22 protein-coding genes are annotated in these 24,566 nt (G+C 66.3%); 6 read left to right on the top strand and 16 right to left on the bottom strand.

Features of this window, described 5'->3' with window-relative positions:
• Window positions 1-4: 4 nt before the first annotated feature.
• The 16 genes from murB to BXU08_RS07490 all read right to left on the bottom strand — a co-directional run bounded on the left by murB (window position 5) and on the right by BXU08_RS07490 (window position 17,109).
• Complete coding sequence (murB, locus tag BXU08_RS07420) at window positions 5-931, bottom strand: UDP-N-acetylmuramate dehydrogenase (RefSeq protein WP_077509475.1); 927 nt, start codon at window positions 929-931, stop codon at window positions 5-7.
• Window positions 904-1,098 carry a hypothetical protein gene (locus tag BXU08_RS07425; RefSeq protein WP_077509476.1) on the bottom strand — a complete coding sequence of 65 codons (195 nt, stop codon included), beginning with the start codon at window positions 1,096-1,098 and terminating at the stop codon, window positions 904-906. Before BXU08_RS07425 ends, murB begins: the two co-directional genes overlap by 28 nt.
• Complete coding sequence (murC, locus tag BXU08_RS07430; protein ID WP_077509477.1) at window positions 1,095-2,513, bottom strand: UDP-N-acetylmuramate--L-alanine ligase; 1,419 nt, start codon at window positions 2,511-2,513, stop codon at window positions 1,095-1,097. The genes BXU08_RS07425 and murC overlap by 4 nt, the downstream gene beginning before the upstream one ends.
• The gene (gene murG, locus BXU08_RS07435) at window positions 2,510-3,661 is read right to left on the bottom strand and encodes an undecaprenyldiphospho-muramoylpentapeptide beta-N-acetylglucosaminyltransferase (RefSeq protein WP_077509478.1); all 1,152 of its coding nucleotides are present in this window, start codon (window positions 3,659-3,661) and stop codon (window positions 2,510-2,512) included. The genes murC and murG overlap by 4 nt, the downstream gene beginning before the upstream one ends.
• Entirely contained in the window at window positions 3,658-4,794 is a 1,137-nt protein-coding gene (locus BXU08_RS07440; RefSeq protein WP_150125626.1) for an FtsW/RodA/SpoVE family cell cycle protein, read from the bottom strand. The genes murG and BXU08_RS07440 overlap by 4 nt, the downstream gene beginning before the upstream one ends.
• A gap of 89 nt (window positions 4,795-4,883) precedes the next feature.
• Window positions 4,884-6,188 (bottom strand): UDP-N-acetylmuramoyl-L-alanine--D-glutamate ligase, encoded by a 1,305-nt coding sequence (gene murD / locus BXU08_RS07445; RefSeq protein ID WP_077509480.1) that lies wholly within the window; start codon window positions 6,186-6,188, stop codon window positions 4,884-4,886.
• Entirely contained in the window at window positions 6,185-7,255 is a 1,071-nt protein-coding gene (mraY, locus tag BXU08_RS07450; protein ID WP_077509481.1) for a phospho-N-acetylmuramoyl-pentapeptide-transferase, read from the bottom strand. The genes murD and mraY overlap by 4 nt, the downstream gene beginning before the upstream one ends.
• On the bottom strand, window positions 7,255-8,631 hold the full coding sequence (gene murF, locus BXU08_RS07455) for a UDP-N-acetylmuramoyl-tripeptide--D-alanyl-D-alanine ligase (protein WP_077509482.1): 1,377 nt from the start codon (window positions 8,629-8,631) through the stop codon (window positions 7,255-7,257). The genes mraY and murF overlap by 1 nt, the downstream gene beginning before the upstream one ends.
• Window positions 8,632-8,740: 109 nt before the next feature.
• Window positions 8,741-10,156, bottom strand: a complete 1,416-nt coding sequence (locus BXU08_RS07460) for a UDP-N-acetylmuramoyl-L-alanyl-D-glutamate--2,6-diaminopimelate ligase (protein WP_077509483.1) — start codon at window positions 10,154-10,156, stop codon at window positions 8,741-8,743.
• Window positions 10,153-11,856 carry a penicillin-binding protein 2 gene (locus BXU08_RS07465; protein ID WP_077509484.1) on the bottom strand — a complete coding sequence of 568 codons (1,704 nt, stop codon included), beginning with the start codon at window positions 11,854-11,856 and terminating at the stop codon, window positions 10,153-10,155. Before BXU08_RS07465 ends, BXU08_RS07460 begins: the two co-directional genes overlap by 4 nt.
• Complete coding sequence (locus BXU08_RS07470) at window positions 11,853-12,422, bottom strand: hypothetical protein (protein WP_077509485.1); 570 nt, start codon at window positions 12,420-12,422, stop codon at window positions 11,853-11,855. The genes BXU08_RS07465 and BXU08_RS07470 overlap by 4 nt, the downstream gene beginning before the upstream one ends.
• Window positions 12,422-13,366 (bottom strand): 16S rRNA (cytosine(1402)-N(4))-methyltransferase RsmH, encoded by a 945-nt coding sequence (gene rsmH / locus BXU08_RS07475; protein WP_150125455.1) that lies wholly within the window; start codon window positions 13,364-13,366, stop codon window positions 12,422-12,424. Before rsmH ends, BXU08_RS07470 begins: the two co-directional genes overlap by 1 nt.
• Window positions 13,363-13,848, bottom strand: a complete 486-nt coding sequence (locus tag BXU08_RS19545; RefSeq protein ID WP_150125456.1) for a division/cell wall cluster transcriptional repressor MraZ — start codon at window positions 13,846-13,848, stop codon at window positions 13,363-13,365. Before BXU08_RS19545 ends, rsmH begins: the two co-directional genes overlap by 4 nt.
• A gap of 514 nt (window positions 13,849-14,362) precedes the next feature.
• Window positions 14,363-14,638, bottom strand: a complete 276-nt coding sequence (locus tag BXU08_RS07480; RefSeq protein WP_077509487.1) for a hypothetical protein — start codon at window positions 14,636-14,638, stop codon at window positions 14,363-14,365.
• 84 nt (window positions 14,639-14,722) lie between these two features.
• Window positions 14,723-15,715 carry a cysteine synthase A gene (locus BXU08_RS07485; protein ID WP_077509488.1) on the bottom strand — a complete coding sequence of 331 codons (993 nt, stop codon included), beginning with the start codon at window positions 15,713-15,715 and terminating at the stop codon, window positions 14,723-14,725.
• Between the two features lie 80 nt (window positions 15,716-15,795).
• Window positions 15,796-17,109, bottom strand: a complete 1,314-nt coding sequence (locus BXU08_RS07490) for an aminotransferase class I/II-fold pyridoxal phosphate-dependent enzyme (protein ID WP_077509489.1) — start codon at window positions 17,107-17,109, stop codon at window positions 15,796-15,798.
• Window positions 17,110-17,158: 49 nt separating this feature from the next.
• Between BXU08_RS07490 and BXU08_RS07495 the strand changes: the two genes are divergently transcribed.
• The 6 genes from BXU08_RS07495 (at window position 17,159) to rpoB (ending at window position 24,563) form a co-directional block, all read left to right on the top strand.
• Window positions 17,159-17,704, top strand: a complete 546-nt coding sequence (locus tag BXU08_RS07495; protein WP_077512133.1) for a redoxin domain-containing protein — start codon at window positions 17,159-17,161, stop codon at window positions 17,702-17,704.
• The gene (locus tag BXU08_RS07500) at window positions 17,698-18,399 is read left to right on the top strand and encodes a glutamine amidotransferase (protein WP_150125457.1); all 702 of its coding nucleotides are present in this window, start codon (window positions 17,698-17,700) and stop codon (window positions 18,397-18,399) included. Before BXU08_RS07495 ends, BXU08_RS07500 begins: the two co-directional genes overlap by 7 nt.
• Before the next feature lie 5 nt (window positions 18,400-18,404).
• Window positions 18,405-18,968, top strand: a complete 564-nt coding sequence (locus tag BXU08_RS07505; RefSeq protein WP_150125458.1) for a hypothetical protein — start codon at window positions 18,405-18,407, stop codon at window positions 18,966-18,968.
• Window positions 18,965-19,648, top strand: coding sequence for an MOSC domain-containing protein (locus tag BXU08_RS07510; RefSeq protein WP_077509491.1), 684 nt, complete (start codon window positions 18,965-18,967; stop codon window positions 19,646-19,648). Before BXU08_RS07505 ends, BXU08_RS07510 begins: the two co-directional genes overlap by 4 nt.
• 45 nt (window positions 19,649-19,693) lie before the next feature.
• The gene (locus BXU08_RS07515) at window positions 19,694-20,131 is read left to right on the top strand and encodes a DMT family transporter (protein ID WP_077509492.1); all 438 of its coding nucleotides are present in this window, start codon (window positions 19,694-19,696) and stop codon (window positions 20,129-20,131) included.
• 277 nt (window positions 20,132-20,408) lie between these two features.
• Window positions 20,409-24,563, top strand: coding sequence for a DNA-directed RNA polymerase subunit beta (gene rpoB, locus BXU08_RS07520; protein WP_077509493.1), 4,155 nt, complete (start codon window positions 20,409-20,411; stop codon window positions 24,561-24,563).
• The last annotated feature ends 3 nt before the right edge of the window (window positions 24,564-24,566 follow it).

A 24,566-nucleotide genomic window follows, 5' to 3' on the forward strand; every position in this document is an offset into this window, starting at 1 on the left:
TTGCTCACTTACTCACCCCTACGCGCTGAATTTCCCATTCCAGCTGGACCCCGGATTGCGCCTTCACCTTGGTGCGGACGTCTTCGCCCAGCGCCTCGATGTCGGCGGATGCAGCATTGCCCAGATTGAGCAGGAAATTGCAGTGTTTTTCGCTGACCTGCGCATCGCCCCGTCGCAATCCACGGCAGCCTGCGGCGTCGATCAACGCCCAGGCCTTGTGTCGGTCCGGGTTCTTGAAGGTCGAGCCGCCAGTCTTGGAGCGCAACGGTTGCGATTCCTCGCGCGCCGCGGCGATGCGGTCCATCTCGGCCTGGATCGCGGCGGGATCGCCGGGCTGGCCGCAAAAGGTCGCGCTGACGACGATCGCGCCCGCGGGCAATTCGCTGTGGCGATAGGTATAACCAAGCTCGGCAAGTTGCAGCGTCTTGCGCTCGCCATTGCGCAGGACGACCTCGCACTCAACCAGGACGTCCTTGGTCTCGCGGCCATAAGCGCCGCCATTCATTCGCACGAACCCGCCGACCGTTCCCGGGATCGAGCGCAGGAACTCGACGCCGCCGATCCCCGCATCGCGCGCCCTGGAGGAGACGAGGATGCCCGAGGCGCCGCCGCCACAGCGCAGCGTGGTGCTATCGACTTGCTCAACGCTGGCGAACGCCTTGCCGAGGCGCACCACGACGCCGGGCACGCCGCCATCGCGGACGATCAGGTTCGAGCCCAGACCGAGACCCATGACGGGCACTGCGGGATCGAGCGCGTAGAGAAAGGTGGCGAGATCGTCGGCATCGGCAGGCTCGAACAGCCATTCCGCCGCGCCGCCGCTCTTGAACCAAACGAGCGGAGCGAGCGGCGCGCCGTGGGTCAGTTTACCGCGAACGGGAGGGAGAGCGTAGCAGACCGCGCTCACTTCCAGCCCCAAAGCTTGGACCATTGTTTCCACGCTTCGAGGTTCGCCTCGGCGGCCTTCTGCCCGGCTTCCTGGAGCGCAGTCATCTGTTTGCCAGCGTCGAGCATCTTCTGCGCGGCATCCATCTGCGCCTTCTGTGCGCGGAGGATCTCGCGCTGCATCTCGACGGCGGTGGAGAACCAGTCGCTCATGCCGGCACGCCCTGCCGCGCGGCCTCGATCGCCGGGGCGAGGCCCGCGGCCCATTTGGTGATGTCTCCGGCACCGAGGCAGACGACCATGTCGCCCGGCACGGTCACTTCGGCGAGGCGGCGCGCGAGCGCCTCGGCGTCGGCTATGGCGTCGGCCGAACGATGCCCGCGGCGGCGGATCCCGTCGACCAGCGACTCGGCATTGACGCCCTCGCGCGGCTCCTCGCCCGCGGCATAGACCGGCGTGACCAGCACCATGTCGGCGTCGTTGAAGGCCTGGGCGAAGTCGTCCATCAGGTTGCCAAGCCGCGAATAGCGGTGCGGCTGGACCACTGCGATCACCCTGCCCTCGGCGCTCTCGCGCGCGGCGGCGAGCACCGCACGGATCTCGACCGGGTGATGGCCATAATCATCGATCACAGTAACGCCCTGGGTCTCGCCGACCTTGGTAAAGCGTCGCTTGACCCCGCCGAAGCGCGCAAAGCCCTTCTGGATCGTCACGTCGGGAATGCCGAGCTCGAGCGCGACGCCGATCGCGGCGAGCGCGTTCTGGACATTGTGCCGGCCGGGCATCGGCAGCTCGATGTTCTCGATCGAACGCACGGTGCCGTCGCGGTTGCGGATGATCGCCTCGAAGCGGTTGCCACCCGAATGCGGGGTGACGTTGACGCCGCGCACATCGGCACTGGCAGCGAAGCCATAGGTGATAATCCGGCGGTCGCGGACGCGCGGGATGATCGCCTGGACTTCGGGATGATCGAGGCAGAGCAACGCCGCGCCATAGAAAGGCACGTTCTCGACGAACTCGACATAGGCGTCCTTGGCGCGATCGAACGAGCCGTAGTGATCGAGATGCTCGGGATCGATGTTGGTGACCACCGCGATCGTGCCGTCCAAGCGCAGGAAGCTGCCGTCGCTCTCATCAGCCTCGACGACCATCCAGTCGCTGTCGCCCAGCCGCGCGTTGGAACCATATTGGTTGATGATGCCGCCGTTGATCACGGTGGGATCGACTCCGCCCGCGTCGAGCAACGCAGCGACCATCGACGTGGTCGTGGTCTTGCCGTGCGTGCCCGCCACTGCGACGGTCGACTTCAGCCGCATCAGCTCGGCGAGCATCTCGGCGCGGCGCACCACCGGCACGCGGTTTGCATAGGCAGCCTCGACTTCGGGGTTGGTCCGGACGATCGCGGTGGAGACCACCACCACCGCCGCGTTGCCGATATTCTCGGCCTTGTGCCCGATCTCGATCGGGATGCCGCGGTCGCGCAGTCCCTGGACGACATAGCCCTCGGCGACGTCCGAGCCCTGCACCTTGTAGCCGAGATTGTGCATCACCTCGGCGATGCCCGACATGCCGATGCCGCCGATCCCGACGAAATGGATCGTGCCGATGTCGGTTGCGACTCCCTTCATGCGTGGACGAGCCTTCCCTGGATGGCCGCACGGCGCACCTTGATCGGTGCCGTGGGAGCGTGAATCGATTCTACGAGATCGGCGAGGTCGGTCGCCGCGTGCGGACGGCCGACGCTCTTCGCACGCGCCGCCGCATTCTCCAGCGCCTGGCCGTCAAGCCCGAGCTTCTGGATCTGCTTGGCGAGCTCGGTGGCGTTGAACGCGCGCTGCGAAATCGTGCGCGCGCCACCGGCATTGGTGATCTCGCGGGCATTGGCGGTCTGGTGATCGTCGGTCGCGCTGGGCAGCGGCACGAGGATTGCGGGACGGCCCGCCGCAGTCAGCTCGGCGATCGTCGAGGCGCCGGCGCGGGCAATGACGATATGCGCCCAAGCCAGCGCCTCGGGCATGTCGGTAATGTAGGTTGAGACGTCCGCCGGAATACCGTGCGCCTGGTATTTGGCGCGGACGGCGTCGATATCTTCGATGCGCGCCTGGTGCGTCACCTGAAGCCGGCGGCGGAAGTGCACCGGGAGCAGCGCCAGCCCGTCGGGCACCACCTTGCTCAGCACGGTCGCACCCTGACTGCCGCCGGTAACGAGGACGCGGAAGATGCCGTCTTCGTCGAGCACGGGATAGGGCCGATCTCGCAGCGTCAGCACCGCCTCGCGGACCGGATTGCCGATCAGATGGGTCTTGGCCTCCCAACGCGGCTTCATCCGCTCGACCGCGTCATAGGAAGTGGCGATTGCGCTCACCCGCCCCGCAACGAAGCGATTGACCCGGCCGAGCACGGCATTCTGCTCGTGGATCACGGTGGGCACGCCGGCGCGGAACGCCGCGAGCAGGGTCGGCAGCGCGGGATAGCCGCCAAAGCCGATCACCGCCGCGGGACGCAGCTCCCTGAACAGCCGCAGCGCCATCGATCGTCCCGCCATGATACGACCGGCCGCGCGGATATAGCCGAGCGGTCCGCCGCCCAGCCGTCCGGCGGGCAGCACATGCGTATCGATTCCCTCGAACAATCCGGGGAAGCGCACGCCGCGATCGTCGCTGACCAGCGCGACCTTGTGCCCCCGTTTGGCCAGCTCGGCCGCCAGCGCCGCTGCAGGGACCATGTGCCCCCCGGTCCCGCCTGCTGCCAGAACATAGCTCCGCGACTTCGTCATCCCTTGCTCCACCGACCCGTATATGGCGAGCGCTTCAGATACGGGTTTCGGCGCGTGAAGGCGAGCAGCAACCCGTATCCGACCGAAAGCGCGATCATCGACGATCCGCCATAGCTGATGAAGGGCAAGGTCATGCCCTTGGACGGCGCGATGCCGGTATTGACCGCCATGTTGATGAGCGCCTGGACGCCGAACTGCGCGGCGAGGCCCGAGGCGGCGAGCAGGCGGAAGGCGTCCTCCTCGTCGAGCATCTTCATGAACACCCGGATGACGATCGCAGCATAGAGGACGACGATCACCGCGCACGAGATCAGCCCGAATTCCTCGCCGATCACCGAGAAGATATAGTCGGTGTGCGCCTCGGGCAGCTTGAACTTGATCTGGCCGCTGCCGGGGCCCGCGCCGGTGAGGCCGCCCGCGCTCAGCGTCTGGTGCGCCATATCGACCTGGTAGCGGTCGGCGAGCGCGGCTTCCTTGGTGGGGAACAGGAAATTGTCGATGCGGGTGCGCGCAGTGCCGTAGAAGATGTAGGCGGCGACGACGCCCCCGACTGCGACGCCGAACAATCCGCCGATCGCCACGGTCGAGATGCCCGAAATGGTCAGCAGGATCAGCCAGACGATCGCGAACACCATGGTCTGGCCGAAATCGGGCTGGAGCATCAGTAACACTGCGATCACCGCAGTCACCCCGCCGGTGATGAACAGCACCGGAAGCTCGGGATCCTTGGCGCGGAACGACAGCATCCACGCGGTCGAGACGATGAAGAAGGGTTTGAGGAATTCCGAGGGCTGGAGATCGGAAATGCCGAGATCGAGCCAGCGCCGCGCGCCGTTGGTTTCCGAGCCGACCAGCGGCACGAGCGCGAGCAGCAGCAGGAAGAATGCCGCGCCGAACAGGGCAAAGCGCCGCGCGGCGGTGATCGGCAGCATCGAGACGCCGATCAGTACAGGCACCGACAGGCACGCCCAGACGAGCTGGCGCCAGAAATAGTGCATCGCGGGCATGATATGCGTCGCGTCCGAATAGCGCTTTGCGGTCGCGGGCGATGCGGCGGCGACGGCGACGAGGCCGATCGCGATCAGCAGCATCGCGAGCAGCAGCAGCACGCGATCGACTTCCCAGAACCACATGCCGGCGCGCGTCGTGTTGGCGCGGCCAAGCTGCTTGCTCACCCGGCGGCGGACATCGCCATTCGCATTCTCGGTTTCGGTGGCGTCGCTCACCCGAGCGCCTCCACGGCATCGCGGAACGCCTGGCCGCGCGCCTCGTAATCCTTGAACTGGTCGAACGAGGCGCAGGCGGGGGAAAGCAGCACGGCCTCGCCGGGCTTTGCGTTGGCGGCGGCGCTCTTCACTGCGGCTTCGAGCGTGCCCGAACGCTCGACCGGCATCTCGCCTTCGAGCAGGGATGCGAACAGCGCACCGGCGTCGCCGATCGTGTAGGCCTTGACGATATGGCCGAAGCCGGGACGGCATGCTTCGAGGCTGTCGGTCTTGGCGAGCCCGCCGAGGATCCAGTGGACACGCGGATAGGCTGAGAGCGCGGGGGTGGTCGAATCGGCGTTGGTGGCCTTGCTGTCGTTGACGAACAGCACGCCATTCTTGGTGGCGATGCGCTCCATGCGGTGCGGCAGGCCGGGGAAGGTTTCGAGGCCCTGGTCGATCGCTGCGGTATCGATGCCGAGCGCCTCGCACGCAGCGATCGCGGCGAGCGCGTTCTGGGCGTTGTGCGGCCCCTGCAGCGCGGGCCAGCGCGTCTGGTCCATGCAGATGCCGGGAGCGATCTTGTGAAGGTCCTCGCTACGTCCTGACACGGCGACTTGCCGCGCGATGGCTGCGGAAGTCGCGTCGCCGATGCCGATTACCGCGGCATGGCCGGTGGACTGCATTTCGAACAGGCGCGCCTTCGAGGCGGCATAGCCTTCGAAGCCGTCGTAACGGTCGAGATGGTCGGGAGTGATGTTGAGCAGAACCGCGACGTCGCAATCGAGGCTGAGGGTCAGGTCGATCTGGTAGCTCGACAGTTCGAGCACATAGACCCCGCCCTCGGGAAGCGGATCGCTGCCGAGGATCGGGTGGCCGATATTACCGCCAGCGAGGCTGGGGAGCCCTGCGGTGCGGACGATGTGGTCGATCAGCGCGGTGGTGGTGGATTTGCCGTTGGTGCCGGTGATGCCGACGACCTTGTGGCGCGGGAGGTCGGCACGTGCCTGGGCGAAGAGCTCAATGTCGCCAATGACGGGGACGTCGGCTTCGCGCGCCTTGGCCGCGATCGGGTGCTTGTTGAGGGGTACGCCTGGGGAGACCAGGATGGCTTCGAAGGCGTTTAGGTCAATCTCCAGCGGGTCGACGAGCGCGAGTTCCTCACCCTGCCGCTCGCCCAGCGCCGCCCGAGCCGTTTCGTTGGAGTCCCACGCTACCACGCGCGCACCCGAAGCCAGCAAGGCGTGCACCGTCGCCAGCCCCGACCGCGCAAGCCCGAGCACCGCATAGCGTTTGCCGCGCCAGGCAATACCCGTGATCACCGCAGCTTCAGCGTGGAGAGCCCTGCCAGCGCCAGCACGAACGCGATGATCCAGAAGCGGATCACCACCGTCGGCTCCGACCAGCCGAGCTGTTCGAAATGGTGGTGGATCGGCGCCATCTTGAAGACGCGCTTGCCGGTGCGTTTGAAGAAGAACACCTGGATGATGACGCTCAGCGCTTCGACCACGAACAGTCCGCCGATAATGCCCAGCACCAGCTCATGCTGCGACGACACCGCGATCGCGCCGAGCGCGCCGCCAAGGGCCAGACTACCGGTATCGCCCATGAACACCGCCGCCGGGGGCGCGTTGAACCACAGGAAGGCGAGCCCTGCGCCGACGATCGCGCCGCAGAAGATCGCGAGGTCGCCTGCGCCGGGGACGTGGGGGATGCCGAGATAGGTCGCGAACACCTTGTTGCCCGCGACATAGGCAATCAGCATGAACGCCATGCTGGCGATCACTACCGGCATCGTCGCGAGCCCGTCGAGCCCGTCGGTGAGGTTCACGGCGTTGCCGAACGCGACGATCGTGAAGGCGGCGAAGGGAATGTAGAACCAGCCGAGATCCGGGTGGATCCACGCGAAGAACGGCACGTAGAGCAAGGTGCCGGTCTGCGAGATGATCACCCAACTGGCGATGCCGGCGATGGCGAACTCGGCGAGCAGGCGGACCTTGCCCGATACTCCGGCGGTGCTCGCCTTCTTCACCTTGTCGTAATCGTCGAGGAAGCCAATCGCGCCGAAGCCGAAGGTGACGAACATGCACGCCCACACCAGCGGGTTGGCGAGGTTCATCCACAGGAACAGCGAGACCATCAGCGACGTAAGGATCATCAGCCCGCCCATCGTTGGCGTGCCGCGCTTGGCGAGATGCGTCTGCGGGCCGTCGCTGCGGATCGGCTGGCCCTTGCCCTGGCGAACGCGCAACCAGCCGATGAACCTCGGCCCGATGATCAGCCCGAGCAGCAGCGCCGTCGCCACCGCCGCGCCGGTGCGGAACGACAGATAGCGAAAGAGATTGAGGATGCCGGGAAAGCCCAGCTGTTCCGCGATCCAGTAGAGCATTAGGCCATCGCCCTTTCCGCCAATGCCGCCACGACCGTCGACAGACGCACGCCGTTAGAGCCTTTTACGAGGACCGCATCGCCCGGCGCCAGCACGGCGGATAGCCGTTCGCGCGCGGTTGCGGCGTCGGGCACATGGACGAATTCGACTCTGCCCTCAAGCGCCTTTGCGAGGGGCCGCATCGCTTCTCCGACGAGGATCGCGTGGCTGACGCCGGCCGCCTCGATCGGCTCGGCGAGGTCGGCGTGGAAGCTGTCGGAATGGTCGCCCAGTTCGCGCATCTCGCCGAGCACGGCGATCTTGCGGCCATGCTCGTTGGCAAGCACCGCCAGCGTCGCGCGCATCGAGGCGGGATTGGCGTTGTAGCTCTCGTCGATGACCAGCGCCTCGCCGTTCGGCAGCTCGGCCATGAAGCGCGCGCCGCGCCCTGCAAGGCCGCCCATCTCGGCAAGCGCGAGTCCGGCCATTTCAAGGTCGCCGCCGACAGCATCGACTGCGGCGATGATCGCCATCGCATTGGACACCCAATGCTCGCCCGGCTGCGAAATGGTGAAGCTCAGCTCGCGCGCATCGAAGCGTGCCGTGATGAAGGTGCCGCCGGTGCGGGTGCGCATCCGCTCGACTGCGCGGAAATCGGCGCCGTCGTGAAGTCCGAAGGTGAGGATTTTCGCTGCGTGCGGCTTGGCCGCGGCGATAAGCCGGTCACGGTACGGGCTGTCGAACGGGATGATAGCCGTGCCGCCGGGCTCGAGGCCCTGGAAGATCTCGCCCTTGGCATCGGCGATCGCCGCTTCGCTGGCGAAGAAGCCCATATGCGCGGGCGCGATCGTGGTGACGAGCGCGACGTGCGGGCGGACCAGCCGGGTGAGCTGGGCGAGTTCGCCGGCGTGGTTCATGCCCATCTCGAACACGCCGAAACGCGTGTCGCGGGGCATGCGAGCGAGGCTGAGCGGCACGCCGGTATGGTTGTTGTAGCTCTTGACCGAGCGGTGCGCGCAGCCGGGATCGACGCGATCGAGCGCGGCGAACAGCGCTTCTTTGGTGCCGGTCTTGCCGACCGAGCCGGTGACGCCGATCACCTTGCCGTGCATCCGCACGCGCGACGCTTTGCCGAGTGCGTCGAGGGCGGCGGTGGTGTCGGCGACATGGACGTTGGGGTGCCCGGTTTCGCTCGAGACGATGGCGCCCGCCGCACCCTGCGCGAACGCCTGGCCGAGGAAGCGATGGCCGTCGGTAGTTTCACCCGTCAGTGCGAGGAACAGGTCGCCCGGCCCGACTTCTCGCGAGTCGAAGGTGACGCCGGTGACGCCGAAATCGGCCGACGCACTGCCGTTGGTCGCCTGTGCGATCTCATCCGAAGTCCACAACGATTTCATCGCTCCCCTTCCGCTTGCAGGAGGAGCGGATCGGAGCAAGCGCTAGGTGAGGACATCCCCTCCCCTAGCCCCTCCCGCAAGCGGAAGGGGAACAGAAGATAGTCGAACGTCACGCAGCGCATTCCCGGGCAACGCTGACATCGTCGAAAGGAAGCACGCGGTCGCCGACGATCTGGCCCTGCTCATGGCCCTTGCCGGCGATCAGGACGATGTCCTCCGCCTGCGCCATCGTGACCGCGGCGGCGATCGCCTCGCGGCGGCCGCCGATCTCGGTGGCCTCGGGGGCGCCCTTGAGCACTTCGGCACGGATCGCCGCCGGATCCTCGCCGCGCGGATTGTCGTCGGTGACGATCACCACGTCCGCACCCGCCGCGGCGGCCTGCCCCATCGGCTCGCGCTTGCCGGTGTCGCGGTCGCCGCCTGCGCCGAAGACGAGGATCAGCCTGCCGCTGGTGTGCGGCTTGAGCGCCGCGATCGCCGCTTTCAGCGCATCGGGGGTATGGGCGTAATCGACATAGACCGGCGCGCCGCTGCGCGTGATCACTGCGCGTTCGAGCCGGCCGCGCACGGGCTGGAGCCGCGCCAGATTGGCGATCGTCGCGGCGACATCGCCGCCGGTCGCAATCACCAGCCCCGCCGCGGTCAGCGCATTCGCGGCCTGATATGCGCCGATCAGCGGCAGCATCACCTTGTGCGTCCTGCCCCCCGCTTCGATGGTGAGCCCCTGCCCCAGCAAGGTCGGATCGCGCTCGGTCAGCTTGAGCGTCTCGCCATGCTCGCCGACGGTGATCAGCTTGTTGCCGCGCATCCGGGCGAGTTCCTCGACGCGCATCGCGTGCGGATCGTCGGCCCAGACCACTGCGGCGCCGTCCATGTCGAGCACGTCGGCGAACAGGCGGAGCTTGGCGTGGAAATAGGCCGCCATGTCGCCATGATAATCGAGATGATCGCGGCTGAGGTTGGTGAACGCAGCCGCCCGCACCGGCAGCCCCTCGGTCCGGTATTGCGACAGGCCGTGCGACGAGGCCTCGAACGCGACGTGAGTCACGCCTTCTCGGGCAAGCCCGGCGACATTGGCGAGGAACGTGACGACATCGGGGGTGGTCAGACCGGTCGAGACCGTGTCGTCGGACGTGGTCACGCCCAGCGTGCCGATCGACGCAGCGTGATGCCCGGCCATGCGCCACAGCTGGCGCGTCATCTCAACCGTGGAGGTCTTGCCGTTGGTGCCGGTCACCGCGATCGCCGTCTCCGGGAACGGCGCGAAGAACTTCGCGGCGAGCCGGGCGAAGCACTCGCGCGGATTGGAATCGGCGATGTGCAGCGCGCCTTCGACCACGGCCTCGGGCCGCGCGACGATCGCGACGGCACCCGCCTGCACGGCGGCGGGAATGAAGTCCTCGCCATTGACCCGTGCGCCCTCAAAGGCACCGAACACCGTTCCCGGCGCCACTTTGCGGTGATCGATCGCGAAGCCGGTGATCGCAGCGGCCTCGTCCCCGCCGGTCAGCGCGCCCAGCTTCACCGGCCTGCCTTCGGCGCTTCCGGCCCAGCCCAGATCAGCGGGAGCAAGTCGCTCTCGTCGATGTCGCGATTATTGTCGGGGGTGACGCCGAGCAGCGCGCCGGTGCGGCTGACGACGCGCCCGACGATGGGAGCGGCGGTCCAGCCGGCGGTGGTGCGAGGCGTGTTCGCATTGGCCTTGGGGGAATCGAGCATGGCGACCACCACATAACGCGGCGCGTCGATTGGGAAAGCCGCCGCGAAGGTCGAAACGTTGCGATGCTTGTCGTATCCGCCCGCCGAAGCGGCCTCGGCGGTGCCGGTCTTGCCGCCGAGACGGAAGCCCGGCGCGTCTGCTTTCCTGCCGGTGCCCTTGAGCACGATCAGGCGGAGCAGCTGACGCATTCGCGCGCTGGTCGATTCCTTGAACGCGCGCTGGCCCTGGGGAACATGGTTCGGATCGACCTTGAGCAACGTCGTCGGGCGCAGGATGCCGCCATTGACCATCACCGCATAGGCATTGGCGAGATGCAGCGGCGTCACTGCGATGCCATGGCCATAGGCAGTGGTCATCACCGTCACCCGGCCCCAATAGGCCGGCCAGAGGGGCTTGGCGCCGCCCAGCTCGATCGCCGGCCGCTTGTCGAAGCCGAGCCGGCGGAACAGGTCCTGCATGCGCTCTGCGCCGAGCTCGTCGGCGATGCGCGCGGTGGCGATGTTCGAAGAGTAGATCAGCGTCTCGGGAATGTTGAGCCAGCGGAACTGCTCGTCGCCGGGATCGTCGCTGATCTTGAAGCGGCCGACCTGGAGCGGCTTGGTAGCGTCGAAGCGGCGCGCCATGTTGCTGATCGCGCCGGTATCGATCGCGGCGGCGACCGCGAGCGGCTTGAAGGTCGAGCCCAGCTCATAGACGCTCTGGGTGACGTTGTTGGGCGGCGCAGCACCGGGCAGCGCATTGGGATTGAAGCTCGGCAGCGACGTCATCGCCAGGATCTCGCCGGTGCGCACGTCGAGGATCACTCCCGCGGCGCCGCGCGCCTGCAGGTCGATCATAGCCCGGCCCAGTTCGTTCTCGAGCGCGGCCTGGACGCGCGTGTCGATCGACAGCGCCACGGGCGCGCCGCGCCGCGCGGGATCGCTCAGATGCGGTTCCAGCACTTTCTCCATGCCCGAAACGCCAACGCCCTTGGCATCGAGGAAGCCCAGGATGTGCGCCGCCATGGTCGATTGCGGATAGAGCCGGTCGGGCTCGCGCTGGAATTCCATGCCCGGCTCGCCGAGCGCATTCACTGCGGTCACCAGCTCGGGCATCGCCCGGCGCTTCAGGTAGGCGAAGCTGCCGCCCGAATTGAGAATAGTGAGATAGCGGTCTGCGGTCTGCTCGGGGATCAGCTCGGCAAGCTTCTGCGCGAGCGCGGCCTTGTCGCCGATCACCTGGTTGGGATGCACCGCGATCGACCAGGCGTCGATACTGCGCGCAAGCGGCGCGCCGTTGCGGTCGACGATATCGCCGCGCGGCGGCACCAGCACCGATGCGATGTCGCGCGCCGTGGCGGGCTCGGCCCACAGTGCCAGCAAGGCGAGCTTGCCGATCACCACCAGCATGCCGGCGCCGAACAGCAGCGACAGGATCATCAGCCGTACCTGGGCGACGGCGACGAGTGCCTGGCGGGTCCCACCCGAGCGGCCCTTGCGAGCCGATGGGGCGACGACGACGATCACCGGAGTGCGAGCTTCTCGCGCTTCGCCAGCTTCTGCAGGTCGTCGATCGTCGAGGCGCTCAGCACGCCCTTGTCGATCGAAGCGATCGCCTGGCGGTCGGCCTTCTTCATCAGCTTGCGCAGCTCCACGTCCTGCTGTGCCACGCTCTTGACGGGCGCAGCGGCACGCGGCGCGGCCTGCACTGGATCGGCAGCGGGCGCCACAACCGCCGCAGCGGCCTGGCTCGGGGTTGCGCCAGTCGGAACGATCAGAGCGGCAACCTGAATGTCGGCGGTCGGCTGGCCGAGGCTGGCCAGCGCCATCTCGTTGGCGAGATATTGCTGCGGCGCGGGCGCGGCGAGCGCAAGCACGTCGCCATTCCAGCGCTCGAGCTGGGCGAGGTTGGCGCGCGTGTTGAACTCGGTCTCGAGGCTGCGGATGTCGCGCTTCGCCTGAAGGATCGCCGACTTGGTAGAATTGAGGCGCGCCTGTTCGGCGGCGCCGTGTGAATTGACGAGGTAGCATGCCGGCGCCACGACAACGCCGCACAGGAACCATCCCAGTCCCTTGAAGCCCTGCACTGCCATCAGTTCACTCCCTCACTGCCCCAGGGCGCCGCAGCCGTTCGACGCGCCACACGCAGCGTCGCAGACCGGGCGCGAGGATTACGCGCTACTTCTTCCTCGCCGGGCCGGACGGCCTTGGCGGGGGTCTCGAAACTCGGCTCGGCCCGGGGGCCTGCCATCGGACGATGCCGCGAGCCTGCCGGTTCGCTGCCGCTCCGTTCGCGCAGGAACCGCTTCACCATGCGGTCCTCGAGCGAGTGGAACGTGACCACCGCCAACCTGCCTCCGGGCTTGAGCACGCGCTCGGCCGCAGCCAGCCCTTCCGCGAGTTCATCGAGCTCGCGGTTCAAGTGGATGCGGATCGCCTGAAAGGTCCGGGTGGCCGGGTCCTTCTTGTCGTAGTGTTTATGGTTTAAGGATTTTCTAACCACGTTGGCGAGTTCGGAAGTCCGCTTAAGGGGTCGTGCGGAGACGATCGCGCGGGCGACTCGGCGTGACTTCGGCTCCTCGCCAAAGTTAAATAAAACGTTAGCGATTTCTTCCTCGTCTGCGGTGTTCAGCCACTCCTCGGCGGTGACCCCCGACTGGCTCATCCGCATGTCGAGCGGACCGTCGTTCTGGAACGAGAAACCGCGATCGGCCTCATCGAGCTGCATCGACGAAACGCCGATATCCATGGTCACGCCGTCGACCGCCACGAGCCCGCGGCGCGTCAGTTCGCCTTCCAGCTGGCTGAACGGCGCTTCGATCAAGGTCAGCCGCCCACCCGATTCCGCCACGAGAGTTTGGCCGCCTTCGATCGCATTGGGATCGCGATCGAAAGCGGCCACCTCGGCACCCCGCTCGAGGATGGCGTTGGTGTAGCCGCCTGCTCCGAAAGTAGCGTCGACATGACGCTCGCCGGGCACGATGGCGAGGCCGTCGATCACTTCATCGAGCAGCACGGGGATATGGGGGGCGTTCACAGCTTCACGCCCTTGGACTCGCAGAGAAACGCACAGATCTCGCGCAGGCCGGGATCGGCGTTGTCGTCGGCGAGCAGCACTTCGGGCGCCCAGACGTCGAACGTCTCGCCGCTGCCGTTGAAGAATGCCCATTTGCCGATTCTCGCCTTCATCCGGAAGAAGGGCGGAATCACGAAGCGGCCGCTGTCATCGAACGGCGCCTTCTCGACCAGGCCGAAGGCGCGGCGCTTGGCACGGCTGTCGACGTCTGAGCCGCGCTCCTCGGCAGCCTGCTCCTTGCGGTCGAGACGATCGTATTTTTCCTTCGACCAGCTCAGGTCATGCGCGGAGAGGCACGGATCCTCCCGGTGGAGGCCGACGACGATCTGGCGGATATCGGAATTGCGCTCGGCGGCGGCGCGCAGGTCTGCGGGAATGGCGACGCGGCCCTTCTGGTCCACCGCCTGGAGCGCAAATCCCTCGAAGAGCTCCCTGTCCGCCACGCCCAAACCCCTTTTGGGCACGCCTTCCCCGTCTCCGGAATCGCGGTTTCCCGGCCACTTCCCGGCGCTTGATCTCACGGTGAAAGGGTTCGTGCCCCCTTAAGCATCTTGTTTGATCACAAACTCTGCCGGGATACAACGGGTAAAGTGGGGATCACGCGGGAATTTGCCCCACTTTCCACGTCAAATTCATGACGTTTTACTTTGAGTCATGATACGTTCCAGATAAGTTCCACCAGCCGCCAAGCGCGCGGGTGCAGAGCCGGGCAAAGCCGAGCGTTACCAACCCGATTTGTGGTTGCCTCGGGGTTTGGCGGCAGGTTCACACCAAACGCAGGCGAGCAGTTTGAGGTGATTTGCTCCCCGGCGAAGGCCGGGGCCCGGCTCGACGAACCCGGCGCGTTGAGACAGCCCTATCGAACCACATCGCAACTGGCCCCGGCCCTCGCCGCGGAACAGCAAGATTCAGATTGGACGGTGCGCAAGCGATTTCCCGGCGCGTCCCGTCAGAGCTTTATTGCTGCGGCGTGTCGCCTTGCGGCCCGCCGGAGGGGCTGCCGGTCGAAGAGGTGCTCGGCGCCACGCCCAGCTCGGCGAGCGGCTCGTCCTTGCCCTTGTCGACGGCGGTATTGCCCGGCGCGCTGGTCATGTTGGCGACCACCGAGGCATTCGGCGCACCGATCGCCGAAACCGGCTCGTCGCGATTGGCCGAGGAAAAGATCGCGCTGGCCAGTCCGATCAGGACCAGCACCATCGCCAGCCCGGTCATACCGACCCGGACACGCTGCATCGCTTGTTCTGAGTCTTGCGATCCCGGCTTCATAAGCTGTGGCATAAATGTAACGCCTTGACGGGACTTTGTCGAGGCACGGTGTCAGGCAGCGTCCAGCCACTCGGGAACGGGGAGCCCTTTGTCGCGCAGCCAGGCGCCATTGTAGAGCGTCGAGAGGTAGCGAAAGCCCGTATCGCACAGGATCGTCGCGATGCGCTTGCCCGGCCCCAGCTGCTGCGCCAGCCGGACTGCGCCGGCAACGTTGATGCCCGACGACAGCCCGAGGCACAGCCCTTCCTCGGCGAGCAGGCGGCGGACCCATTCGAGGCCCTCCTCGTCGGAGATGCGGAACTGAGTGTCGACCGGCGCACCTTCGAGATTGTTGGTGATCCGCCCCTGCCCGATCCCCTCGGCGACCGAGGAGCCTTCGGAGCGGAGCTCACCATGCGCATAATAATCATAGAGCGCGGCGCCGTGCGGATCGCTGAGCGCGATGCAGACCTGTTCGTCCTTGGCCTTGAGCCCCAATCCGACGCCCGCCAGCGTGCCGCCGGTGCCCACCGAGCAGGTGAAGCCGTCGATCCGACCGTCCATCTGGCTCCAGATCTCCTCGGCGGTGCCGACGATGTGCGCGCGACGATTGGCGATATTGTCGAACTGGTTGGCCCAGATCGCGTTGGGCGTCTCTTCGGCGATGCGGCGCGACGTGTGCACGAAATGGCCGGGGTTCGAATAGGGTGCGGCGGGCACCAGCACCAATTCGGCGCCGAGCGCGCGCAGCGTGTCCATCTTCTCGCGGCTCTGCGTCTCGGGCATGACGATGATCGTCTTGTAGCCCTTGGCATTGGCGACCAGTGCGAGGCCGATGCCGGTATTGCCCGCGGTTCCCTCCACGATCGTCCCGCCCGGCGCGATCAGGCCGCGCTCCTCGGCGTCCTGGACGATGAACAGCGCGGCGCGGTCCTTGACCGACGCGCCCGGATTGGCGAACTCGCACTTGCCGAAAATGTCGCAGCCGGTCGCCTCGCTTGGCCCCTTGAGCCGCACCAGCGGAGTGTTGCCGATCAGGCCCAGCGTATCGGATGTCACATGCATGCGGCTAGATAGGGGCGTCCGCCCCCGCACCGCAAGCAAGTTGCCCTTTGGGCCGCACTACAGCGACTGCTCCCACTCGCTCAGGCGATGCGCGCCCGGGTATGGCGGACGCATTCGGCGATGTCCTGTGCCAGCGCCTCGGCCCGGTCCTCGTCCAGCATGCCGATCGACAGGCGGATGCCAGGTCCGGCCGCCAGTCGAAAAGGCTCGCCCGGCTGGACCGCCCAGCCACGCGCAAGCAGCGCCTGCGCCACATCGGCCTCACTGCGAACCGGAAGCCATAAATGAATCCCCGAGCGCCCGTGCACCACGATGTTGCGCCGGACGAGAGCTTCGACCAGCGCGTTCCTGCGTTCACTGTAGCGGCGGCGTGCGGCGTCCAACAGGCGATCGGTCCCGCCCGATTCCCATAATGCATGCGCCAGCCGCTGGAGTATCCCGCTCACCCAGCGCGGCCCAAGCCCGAGCTGGCGCTTCATCCGGCCGATCGTGACGTCGTCGCCCAGCGCGACCGCGAGGCGGAGATCGGGCCCGAGGAATTTGGAGACCGACCGTACGAATAGCCAGCGCCGCCGGCCCCCGGGTTTCATCTCCAGTGGCCCCTGCGCCAATGGCCCCCAATGATCATCGAGGACGAGGAAGGCATCTGGATAGCGTTCCAGCACGTCGCCCAATTCGCGAGCGCGCCGGCGGCCGATATCGCAGCCGAACGGGTTCTGCGCGCGCGGCGTCAGCACGACGGCCTGCGCGCCCGCGGCCAAGCCCTGCTCCAGCGCATCGGCACTCGGGCCGCCATCGTCGAGCGCCAGCGGGCGCAGTCGCAGACCCAGCGAGCGCAAGAGATCGAACAGCGGGGGGTAGCCGGGATCCTCGACCAGCACAGTGGCGCCCGGACGGACCTGCGCGCGCATTGCCCGCTCGACGGCATCCAGCGCACCCGACACCAGGCATGGATGGCGGACGTCCAGCCCCTCCTCGGCAAGCCGCGCCCGGGCAAAGGCCAAGAACGCCGGATCGTCGCCAGCATCGTCATAGCCTGAAGGCGGACGCCCGATCGACTGGAGTGCAGGAGTGATATCGGGCAGGAAGCCGGGATCGACGTTACCCGATGCGAGATCGCAGATCCCGGCGGGGAAGCGCGTTGCCCGGGCCTCCAGCGTGCCCGTCCGCGCGACATGCATCCCGCCGCGGCCGCCCGATGCAACGAGCAGCCCGCGATCGCGCAGGCTTTGATAGGCGCGCGCGACAGTGTTGCGGTTGACCCCTAGCAGCTCCGCAGCCGCCCGTACGCTCTCGATCCGCTCGCCCTCGGCCAATTTTCCTTCACGAATTGCACCTTCGACTGCCTCGGCGATCTTGACTGCGCTCGCGCCGCACAAATATCTATGTCTCATGAATGCGGAATTAATGTCCTATGACAGTAATCGCAAGGAGACTTTGGTCATGGCCTCATTTCACCCTGCCCCCGAATGGGATTGCTCCAGCTGGCTGAACACACCCGCGCCGCTCTCGCTCGCCGCGCTGCGCGGCAAGCCGATCGTTGCAGCTGCATTCCAGATGCTCTGCCCCGGCTGCGTGGCGCACACGATCCCGCAGCTCCTCAAGGTCCACGAGCGCTTCGGCAAGGACGTGATGGTGCTTGGCCTGCACAGCGTCTTCGAGCACCATGACGCGATGCGCGAACCCAGCCTGAAGGCATTCCTCCACGAATATCGTGTCCGCTTCCCGGTCGGCGTCGACCGGCACGTGGCTGGCGATCCCCTGCCTGTCACGATGCGGCGCTACCGGTTTCAGGGGACGCCGACGCTGATGCTGATCGACGCCGCGGGCAATCTGCGCCAGCAGGTCTTCGGCCATATGCCCGACCTAGAGCTGGGCGCCGAAATCATGGCGCTGCTCCGCGATGCCGGCGAGGCCGCCCCTGCGGCGCAGGAGCCGGCGACAGAAGCGCCGGGAGATCGCTGCGAAGTAGGAGCCGGATCATGCTGAAGACTGTGGCGGCGATCCGCCATATCGCATTCGAGGATCTCGGCTTCTTCGAAGCGCCGTTGCTGCGCGCGGGCTATACAGTGCGCTATTACGATGCCGGCACGGACGACCTGGCGACGATTGACCCGCTGGCGACGCCGCTGCTCGTTGTGCTGGGCGGACCGATGGGTGTCTATGAGGAAGATATCCATCCCTTCCTGACCCAGGAGTTGCAACTCATCGCGACGCGGATCGCCGCGGGAAAGCCGATCCTGGGCATCTGCCTGGGCGCTCAGTTGATCGCGCGGGCGGCGGGCGGGCGGGTTTATCCGGGGCCGGCCAAGGAAATCGGTTTCGCGCCAATCTCCCTCACGTCAGAAGGCGCCGCTTCGCCGCTCGGGTACGTCGCACCGGACCAGCCAGTCCTCCACTGGCATGGCGACACGTTTGACTTGCCCGAGGGCGCGACGTTGCTCGCATCGACGGATGCCTATGCGAACCAGGCCTTTGCGATCGGCGCGAACGTGCTGGCGCTGCAATTCCATCTAGAGGCCGGCGCCGGGATCGAGCGGTGGCTCACTGGCCATGCCGGGGAGATCGCCAGTGCCGGACTGGATCCCGAAACCCTGAGACAGGGTGCCAAGCTGCACGCCGCGTCCCTGACGCAGGTCGCCGACCGGGTGCTGACGCCGTGGCTCGCCGCGCTGGAGGCCTGACCAGCGTGGACGCGCCCCGCATCCTCTCGATCCAGAGCCAGTGCTGCACGGGCATGTCGGCAATTCGGCGCGGAGCCGGCGATGCGGCTGTTCGGCGCGCAGGTGACCGAAATCCCGACCACCCTTCTTTCGAACCATCCGCATTATCCGACGATGCGCGGGAAACAGCGGCGATCACCGGGCTCGCGGCGGCGGAGCCGGCCGCACTTCTCCTCGCCCTGCGCCGGATCGGGCCTGCGGATATCGTGATCACTGGCGGGCAATCGAGCGGCGACGCGCTTCGAAAGCTGGTTCTTGAGGGCTTGAGCGGCTGGGCGTTCACGACGCCGCGGCTGTCGGTGCGACCTGCGGGAACCGGCGACCTGTTCACCGGAATGTTGGTCGCGAGAGTCGCTGCGGGCGCATTCGTGGTCGATGCGGCAGCGCCGGCGGTGTCGATAACCTATGCGATGCTGGAGGCGACGCCCGAGGCGCCGTGGAGCGAGATGCCGATCGAGACGCAGCTCGCCGAACTGGCCGCTGTCGCATCGACGCTCCGCCCCACCCCGCTTCCGCTGGACACCCTGTGAGCCTCGTGGTCGAGGCATTGCTAACCGGCACAGTGCGGCCGCTAGGACCCCGGCAGGTGCCAAGCGGCATCGCCAAGCACCCGCACGATCGGCCGCTGCGCCTGTCGCGCACGGGGTTCGCCGGCGACAAGCAGGGCGATACGCGGCATCATGGCGGCCCGGACAAGGCCGTGCACCACTATCCGATCGATCATTATGCGGCGTGGCGGGCCGAGCTTGGCGCGCATCCGCTGCTCGACCACCCCGGCGCGTTCGGCGAGAATATTGCCATGACCGGCCTCACCGAAGCCGACGTCGCGATCGGCGATCGATTCCGGTTGGGTGAAGCAGTGATCGAAGTGTCGCAAGGCCGCCAGCCCTGCTTTCGGCTGAATCTCCGCTTCGAGGTTGCCGACATGGCGCTGCGCACGCAGCGGAGCGGACGCACCGGCTGGTATTATCGCGTGATCGAGGAAGGCGATGTCGGCCCCGGCGATGCGCTGCAAGTCCTCGAGCGGCCGATACCCGAATGGACGATCGATCGGCTGCGCCACGTCCTCTATGTCGACGTGATGGACCGCGAGAGCCTGGCGGCGATCGCCGCCCTGCCCCTGCTTCCGGAGCGCTGGCGCGAAACCGCGGCACGGCGACTTCGCTCGGGAACCGTCGAGGACTGGCGCAAACGGCTCGAAGGAATATGAGCGCCGCGTCGAGCATCCTGCTCCCGTCGAATTAGGAAATCCCAGATGCAGGCCGTGCTTCCGATACTCGTCGCGCTGATCGCCGGACTGTGCGTCGCGGTGCAGGCGCCGACCAACGCGACGCTTGCCCGGACATCGGGATCGCTATGGCTCGCCGCCTCGATCTCCTTTGTCGGCGGCACCGCGGCGATCCTGACGATCTGGGCGCTGCTCGACCGGACGCCGCTCGCCGCGGCGCGCCAGGCGCCGCCCTGGGCCTGGGCGGGCGGGCTGTATGGCGCGTTCTTCGTGGCGGCGGTGTCGTTCGCCACACCGCGGCTCGGGCTGGCGGTCACCCTGACGCTGACCATCGCCGCGCAGCTGACCGCGGCTGTGATCTTCGATCATTTCGGCGTGCTGGGCCTCGACAAGAATGCCGTCACGCTGACTCGGGTGATCGGCCTTGCCCTGATCGTCGGTGGGGTACTGCTTGTGCGGCGTTGAGAGTGCGGAACGGACACTTCCGCACTTGCCAAAGCGGAAAAGGTTCTCGCCGAAATTGACACGAGGCTACCCGGCTCCTATATCGCCTTCACACCACAGCACCGGGAAATGATGCACCGTCGCGCAGTGCATCGTGCGAATTGGCGTTGTGGGGTTCATAGGACGCTGAAAGCTGCCGAAACCCGAAAGGGAGTCGTGCGGCCTTTTCGCGTCCTTTCGCACGTCCCGGCCCCGGATCAGGGGCACGCAATTACGGCTGACGAGGCAAATTTCACCCATGGCAACCAAAGCGATCGAAGGCGGCACGATGAAGCGCCGCATCCGCAAGGTGTTCGGCAACATCCACGAAGTGGTGCAGATGCCGAACCTGATCGAGGTTCAGCGCGAATCCTACGAGCAGTTTCTCCGCAGCGATCCTTCGATCGGCTATGTCTCGGGCCTCGAGAAGACGCTCCGGTCGGTGTTCCCGATCCGCGACTTCGCCGGCACCGCCGAGCTGGACTTCGTCAACTACGAACTCGAGAACCCCAAGTTCGACGTCGAGGAATGCCGTCAGCGCGGCATCACCTACGCAGCGCCGATGCGCGTTACCCTTCGCCTGATCGTGTTCGAGGTGGATCCCGATACGGAAGCCCGTTCGGTCCTCGATATCAAGGAGCAGGACGTCTACATGGGCGACATGCCCCTGATGACGGGCAACGGCACCTTCTTCATCAACGGCACCGAGCGCGTCATCGTCAGCCAGATGCACCGCTCGCCGGGTGTCCTGTTCGATCATGACCGCGGCAAGACGCACGCGTCGGGCAAGTATCTCTTCGCCGCCCGCGTGATCCCGTATCGCGGCTCTTGGCTCGATTTCGAGTTCGACGCCAAGGACATCGTCAACGTCCGCATCGACCGCAAGCGCAAGCTGCCGGTGACGTCGCTGCTCTATGCCCTGGGCATGAACAGCGAGGACATCCTCAATTACTTCTACAACCGCGTGACCTATGTCCGCGGTCCGGGCGGCTGGCAGATTCCGTTTGCCGCCGAGAACTGGCGCGGTGCCAAGCCGATGTTCGACATCGTCGACGCCAAGTCGGGCGAGATCGTATTCCCCGCCGGCCAGAAGATCAGCCCGCGTGCCGCAAACAAGTCGGCCAAGGACGGTCTCGAGACGCTGCTGATCCCGACCGAGGAAATCTTCGGCCGCTATAGCGCCTATGACCTGATCAACGAGTCGACCGGCGAGATCTACATCGAAGCCGGCGACGAAGTGTCGGCCGAGAATCTCGAATTGCTCGACAAGGCGGGCATCGAGAAGCTCGAGCTGCTCGACATCGATCACATCTCGACGGGTCCGTGGATCCGCAACACGCTCAAGGTCGACAAGGCCGAAGAGCGCGAGCAGGCGCTGTCCGACATCTACCGCGTCATGCGCCCCGGCGAGCCGCCGACGCTCGAGACCGCGGAATCGCTGTTCGCCGGCCTGTTCTTCGATCCGGAGCGCTACGACCTGTCGGCCGTGGGCCGCGTCAAGCTCAACATGCGCCTCGACCTCGACGCCGAGGACACCGTCACGACGCTGCGCACCGAGGACATCCTCGCGGTGGTCAAGACCCTCGTCGACCTCAAGGACGGCAAGGGCGAAGTCGACGACATCGACAATCTCGGCAATCGCCGCGTGCGTTCGGTGGGCGAGCTGCTGGAGAACCAGTATCGCGTCGGCCTGCTCCGCATGGAGCGCGCCGTGAAGGAGCGCATGAGCTCGGTCGACGTCTCGACCGTGATGCCAAACGACCTTATCAACGCCAAGCCGGCGGTTGCCGCGGTTCGCGAATTCTTCGGTTCGTCGCAGCTCAGCCAGTTCATGGATCAGACCAACCCGCTCTCCGAAGTGACGCACAAGCGTCGCGTTTCGGCGCTCGGGCCGGGTGGTCTCACGCGTGAGCGCGCGGGCTTCGAAGTCCGCGACGTTCATCCGACGCACTATGGCCGCATCTGCCCGATCGAAACGCCGGAAGGCCCGAACATCGGCCTGATCAACTCGCTGGCGAGCTTCTCGCGCGTCAACAAGTACGGCTTCATCGAGACGCCCTATCGCCGCATCATCGACGGCAAGGTGACCAACGACGTTGTCTATCTGTCGGCGATGGAAGAGGCCAAGCACACGATCGCGCAGGCGTCGGCAGAGCTCGACGGCGAGAGCCGCTTCACCGAGGACCTCGTCTCGTCGCGTCAGGCAGGCGAATTCCTGATGGCGCTGCCCGAGCAGATCACGCTGATGGACGTCAGCCCCAAGCAGCTCGTCTCGGTCGCCGCATCGCTCATTCCGTTCCTGGAAAACGATGACGCCAATCGCGCGCTGATGGGCTCGAACATGCAGCGCCAGGCCGTTCCGCTGGTGAAGGCCGAAGCGCCGTTCGTCGGCACCGGCATGGAAGAGACCGTCGCCCGCGATTCGGGTGCAGCGATCGGCGCACGCCGTTCGGGCATTGTCGATCAGGTCGACGCGACGCGTATCGTCATCCGCGCATCGGGCGACGTCGAGGCAACCGCCAGCGGGGTCGACATCTACACGCTGATGAAGTTCCAGCGCTCGAATCAGTCGACCTGCATCAACCAGCGTCCGCTGGTGAAGGTGGGCGACGTGGTCAACGCCGGCGACATCATCGCCGACGGCCCATCGACCGAGTTCGGCGAGTTGGCACTCGGCCGCAACGCGCTCGTCGCGTTCATGCCGTGGAACGGCTACAACTATGAGGATTCGATCCTCATCAGCGAGCGGATCGTGAAGGACGACGTGTTCACGTCGATCCATATCGACGAGTTCGAAGTGATGGCCCGCGACACCAAGCTGGGACCGGAGGACATCACGCGCGACATCCCGAACGTCGGCGAGGAAGCGCTCCGTAATCTCGACGAAGCGGGCATCGTGTACATCGGTGCAGAGGTCGAGCCGGGCGATATCCTCGTCGGCAAGATCACGCCGAAGGGCGAGAGCCCGATGACGCCGGAAGAGAAGCTGCTTCGCGCGATCTTCGGCGAAAAGGCCTCGGACGTGCGCGACACCTCGCTGCGCTTGCCCCCGGGCGTTGCCGGCACGATCGTCGACGTCCGCGTCTTCAATCGCCATGGCATCGATAAGGACGAGCGCGCGATGGCGATCGAGCGCGAGGAAATCGAGCGCCTGAAGAAGGACTCGGACGACGAGCGCAACATCCTCAACCGTGCGACCTGGTCGCGCCTAAAGGAAATGCTCCTCGGCCAGGTTGCGACTGCGACGCCGAAGGGCCTCAAGAAGGGCGCCACCATCGACGCCGACCTGCTCGACAGCGTTGATCGTCACGAATGGTGGAGGTTCTCGGTCCAGGACGACGCGATGCAGTCGAACCTTGAAGCGGTGAAGGCCCAGTATGACGAGGCAGTGAAGCGCATCAAGGAGAAGTTCGACGACCGCCGCGAGAAGCTGGAGCGCGGCGACGAGCTGCCGCCGGGCGTGCTCAAGATGGTCAAAGTCTTCGTCGCGGTGAAGCGCAAGCTGCAGCCGGGCGACAAGATGGCCGGCCGTCACGGCAACAAGGGCGTCATCTCGCGCATCCTGCCGGCGGAGGACATGCCGTTCCTCGCCGACGGTACGCCGGTCGATCTCGTGCTCAATCCGCTGGGCGTGCCTTCGCGCATGAACGTCGGGCAGATTTTCGAGACCCATCTCGGCTGGGCTGCGCGTCAGCTCGGCCAGCAGATCGGCGTCGCGCTGGAAGATTGGCGTCATGCCAATCCCGACGCGGTCGGCGGCGACATGCCCGATGCGGTCAAGACGCGGCTCAAGGAAGTCTATGGCGATCACTATCTCGCCGAGATCGAAGCGCGCACGTCCGACCAGATCATCGAACTGGCCGGCAACCTGAAGCCCGGCGTGCCAATGGCGACTCCGGTGTTCGACGGCGCACGCGAAGCCGACGTTTCCGAAATGCTGGCACTGGCCGGTCTCGATACGTCGGGCCAGTCGGACCTGTTCGACGGACGCACGGGCGACATGTTCGACCGCAAGGTAACCGTGGGCATCATCTATATGCTCAAGCTTCACCATCTCGTCGACGACAAGATCCACGCGCGTTCGATCGGGCCTTACTCGCTCGTCACTCAGCAGCCGCTGGGTGGTAAGGCGCAGTTCGGTGGCCAGCGCTTCGGTGAGATGGAGGTCTGGGCACTGCAGGCGTACGGCGCAGCCTATACCCTGCAGGAGATGCTGACGGTGAAGTCGGACGACGTGGTCGGCCGCACCAAGGTCTACGAAGCGATCGTCAAGGGCGACGACACCTTCGAGGCCGGCATCCCGGAGAGCTTCAACGTTCTCGTCAAGGAAATGCGCTCGCTGGGCCTCAACGTCGAACTCAAGAACGACGAGCCGGGCTTCGACGACGACGGCGTCCAGATCGCGGCGGAATAAAGG

Source organism: Sphingomonas sp. LM7, from assembly GCF_002002925.1.
Classification (GTDB): Bacteria; Pseudomonadota; Alphaproteobacteria; order Sphingomonadales; family Sphingomonadaceae; genus Sphingomonas.

What these genes read in the sequence shown, in the direction of transcription:
- BXU08_RS07485 (WP_077509488.1), bottom strand. Translation starts at nt 15,715, where the DNA reads ATGCATGTGACATCCGATACGCTGGGCCTGATCGGCAACACTCCGCTG.
- BXU08_RS07490 (WP_077509489.1), bottom strand. Translation starts at nt 17,109, where the DNA reads ATGAGACATAGATATTTGTGCGGCGCGAGCGCAGTCAAGATCGCCGAG.
- murF (WP_077509482.1), bottom strand. Translation starts at nt 8,631, where the DNA reads ATGAAATCGTTGTGGACTTCGGATGAGATCGCACAGGCGACCAACGGC.
- BXU08_RS07495 (WP_077512133.1), top strand. Translation starts at nt 17,159, where the DNA reads ATGGCCTCATTTCACCCTGCCCCCGAATGGGATTGCTCCAGCTGGCTG.
- BXU08_RS07515 (WP_077509492.1), top strand. Translation starts at nt 19,694, where the DNA reads ATGCAGGCCGTGCTTCCGATACTCGTCGCGCTGATCGCCGGACTGTGC.
- murG (WP_077509478.1), bottom strand. Translation starts at nt 3,661, where the DNA reads ATGACGAAGTCGCGGAGCTATGTTCTGGCAGCAGGCGGGACCGGGGGG.
- BXU08_RS07425 (WP_077509476.1), bottom strand. Translation starts at nt 1,098, where the DNA reads ATGAGCGACTGGTTCTCCACCGCCGTCGAGATGCAGCGCGAGATCCTC.
- BXU08_RS07440 (WP_150125626.1), bottom strand. Translation starts at nt 4,794, where the DNA reads ATGTGGTTCTGGGAAGTCGATCGCGTGCTGCTGCTGCTCGCGATGCTG.
- murB (WP_077509475.1), bottom strand. Translation starts at nt 931, where the DNA reads ATGGTCCAAGCTTTGGGGCTGGAAGTGAGCGCGGTCTGCTACGCTCTC.
- mraY (WP_077509481.1), bottom strand. Translation starts at nt 7,255, where the DNA reads ATGCTCTACTGGATCGCGGAACAGCTGGGCTTTCCCGGCATCCTCAAT.
- rpoB (WP_077509493.1), top strand. Translation starts at nt 20,409, where the DNA reads ATGGCAACCAAAGCGATCGAAGGCGGCACGATGAAGCGCCGCATCCGC.
- murC (WP_077509477.1), bottom strand. Translation starts at nt 2,513, where the DNA reads ATGAAGGGAGTCGCAACCGACATCGGCACGATCCATTTCGTCGGGATC.
- BXU08_RS07470 (WP_077509485.1), bottom strand. Translation starts at nt 12,422, where the DNA reads ATGGCAGTGCAGGGCTTCAAGGGACTGGGATGGTTCCTGTGCGGCGTT.
- BXU08_RS07500 (WP_150125457.1), top strand. Translation starts at nt 17,698, where the DNA reads ATGCTGAAGACTGTGGCGGCGATCCGCCATATCGCATTCGAGGATCTC.
- BXU08_RS07480 (WP_077509487.1), bottom strand. Translation starts at nt 14,638, where the DNA reads ATGCAGCGTGTCCGGGTCGGTATGACCGGGCTGGCGATGGTGCTGGTC.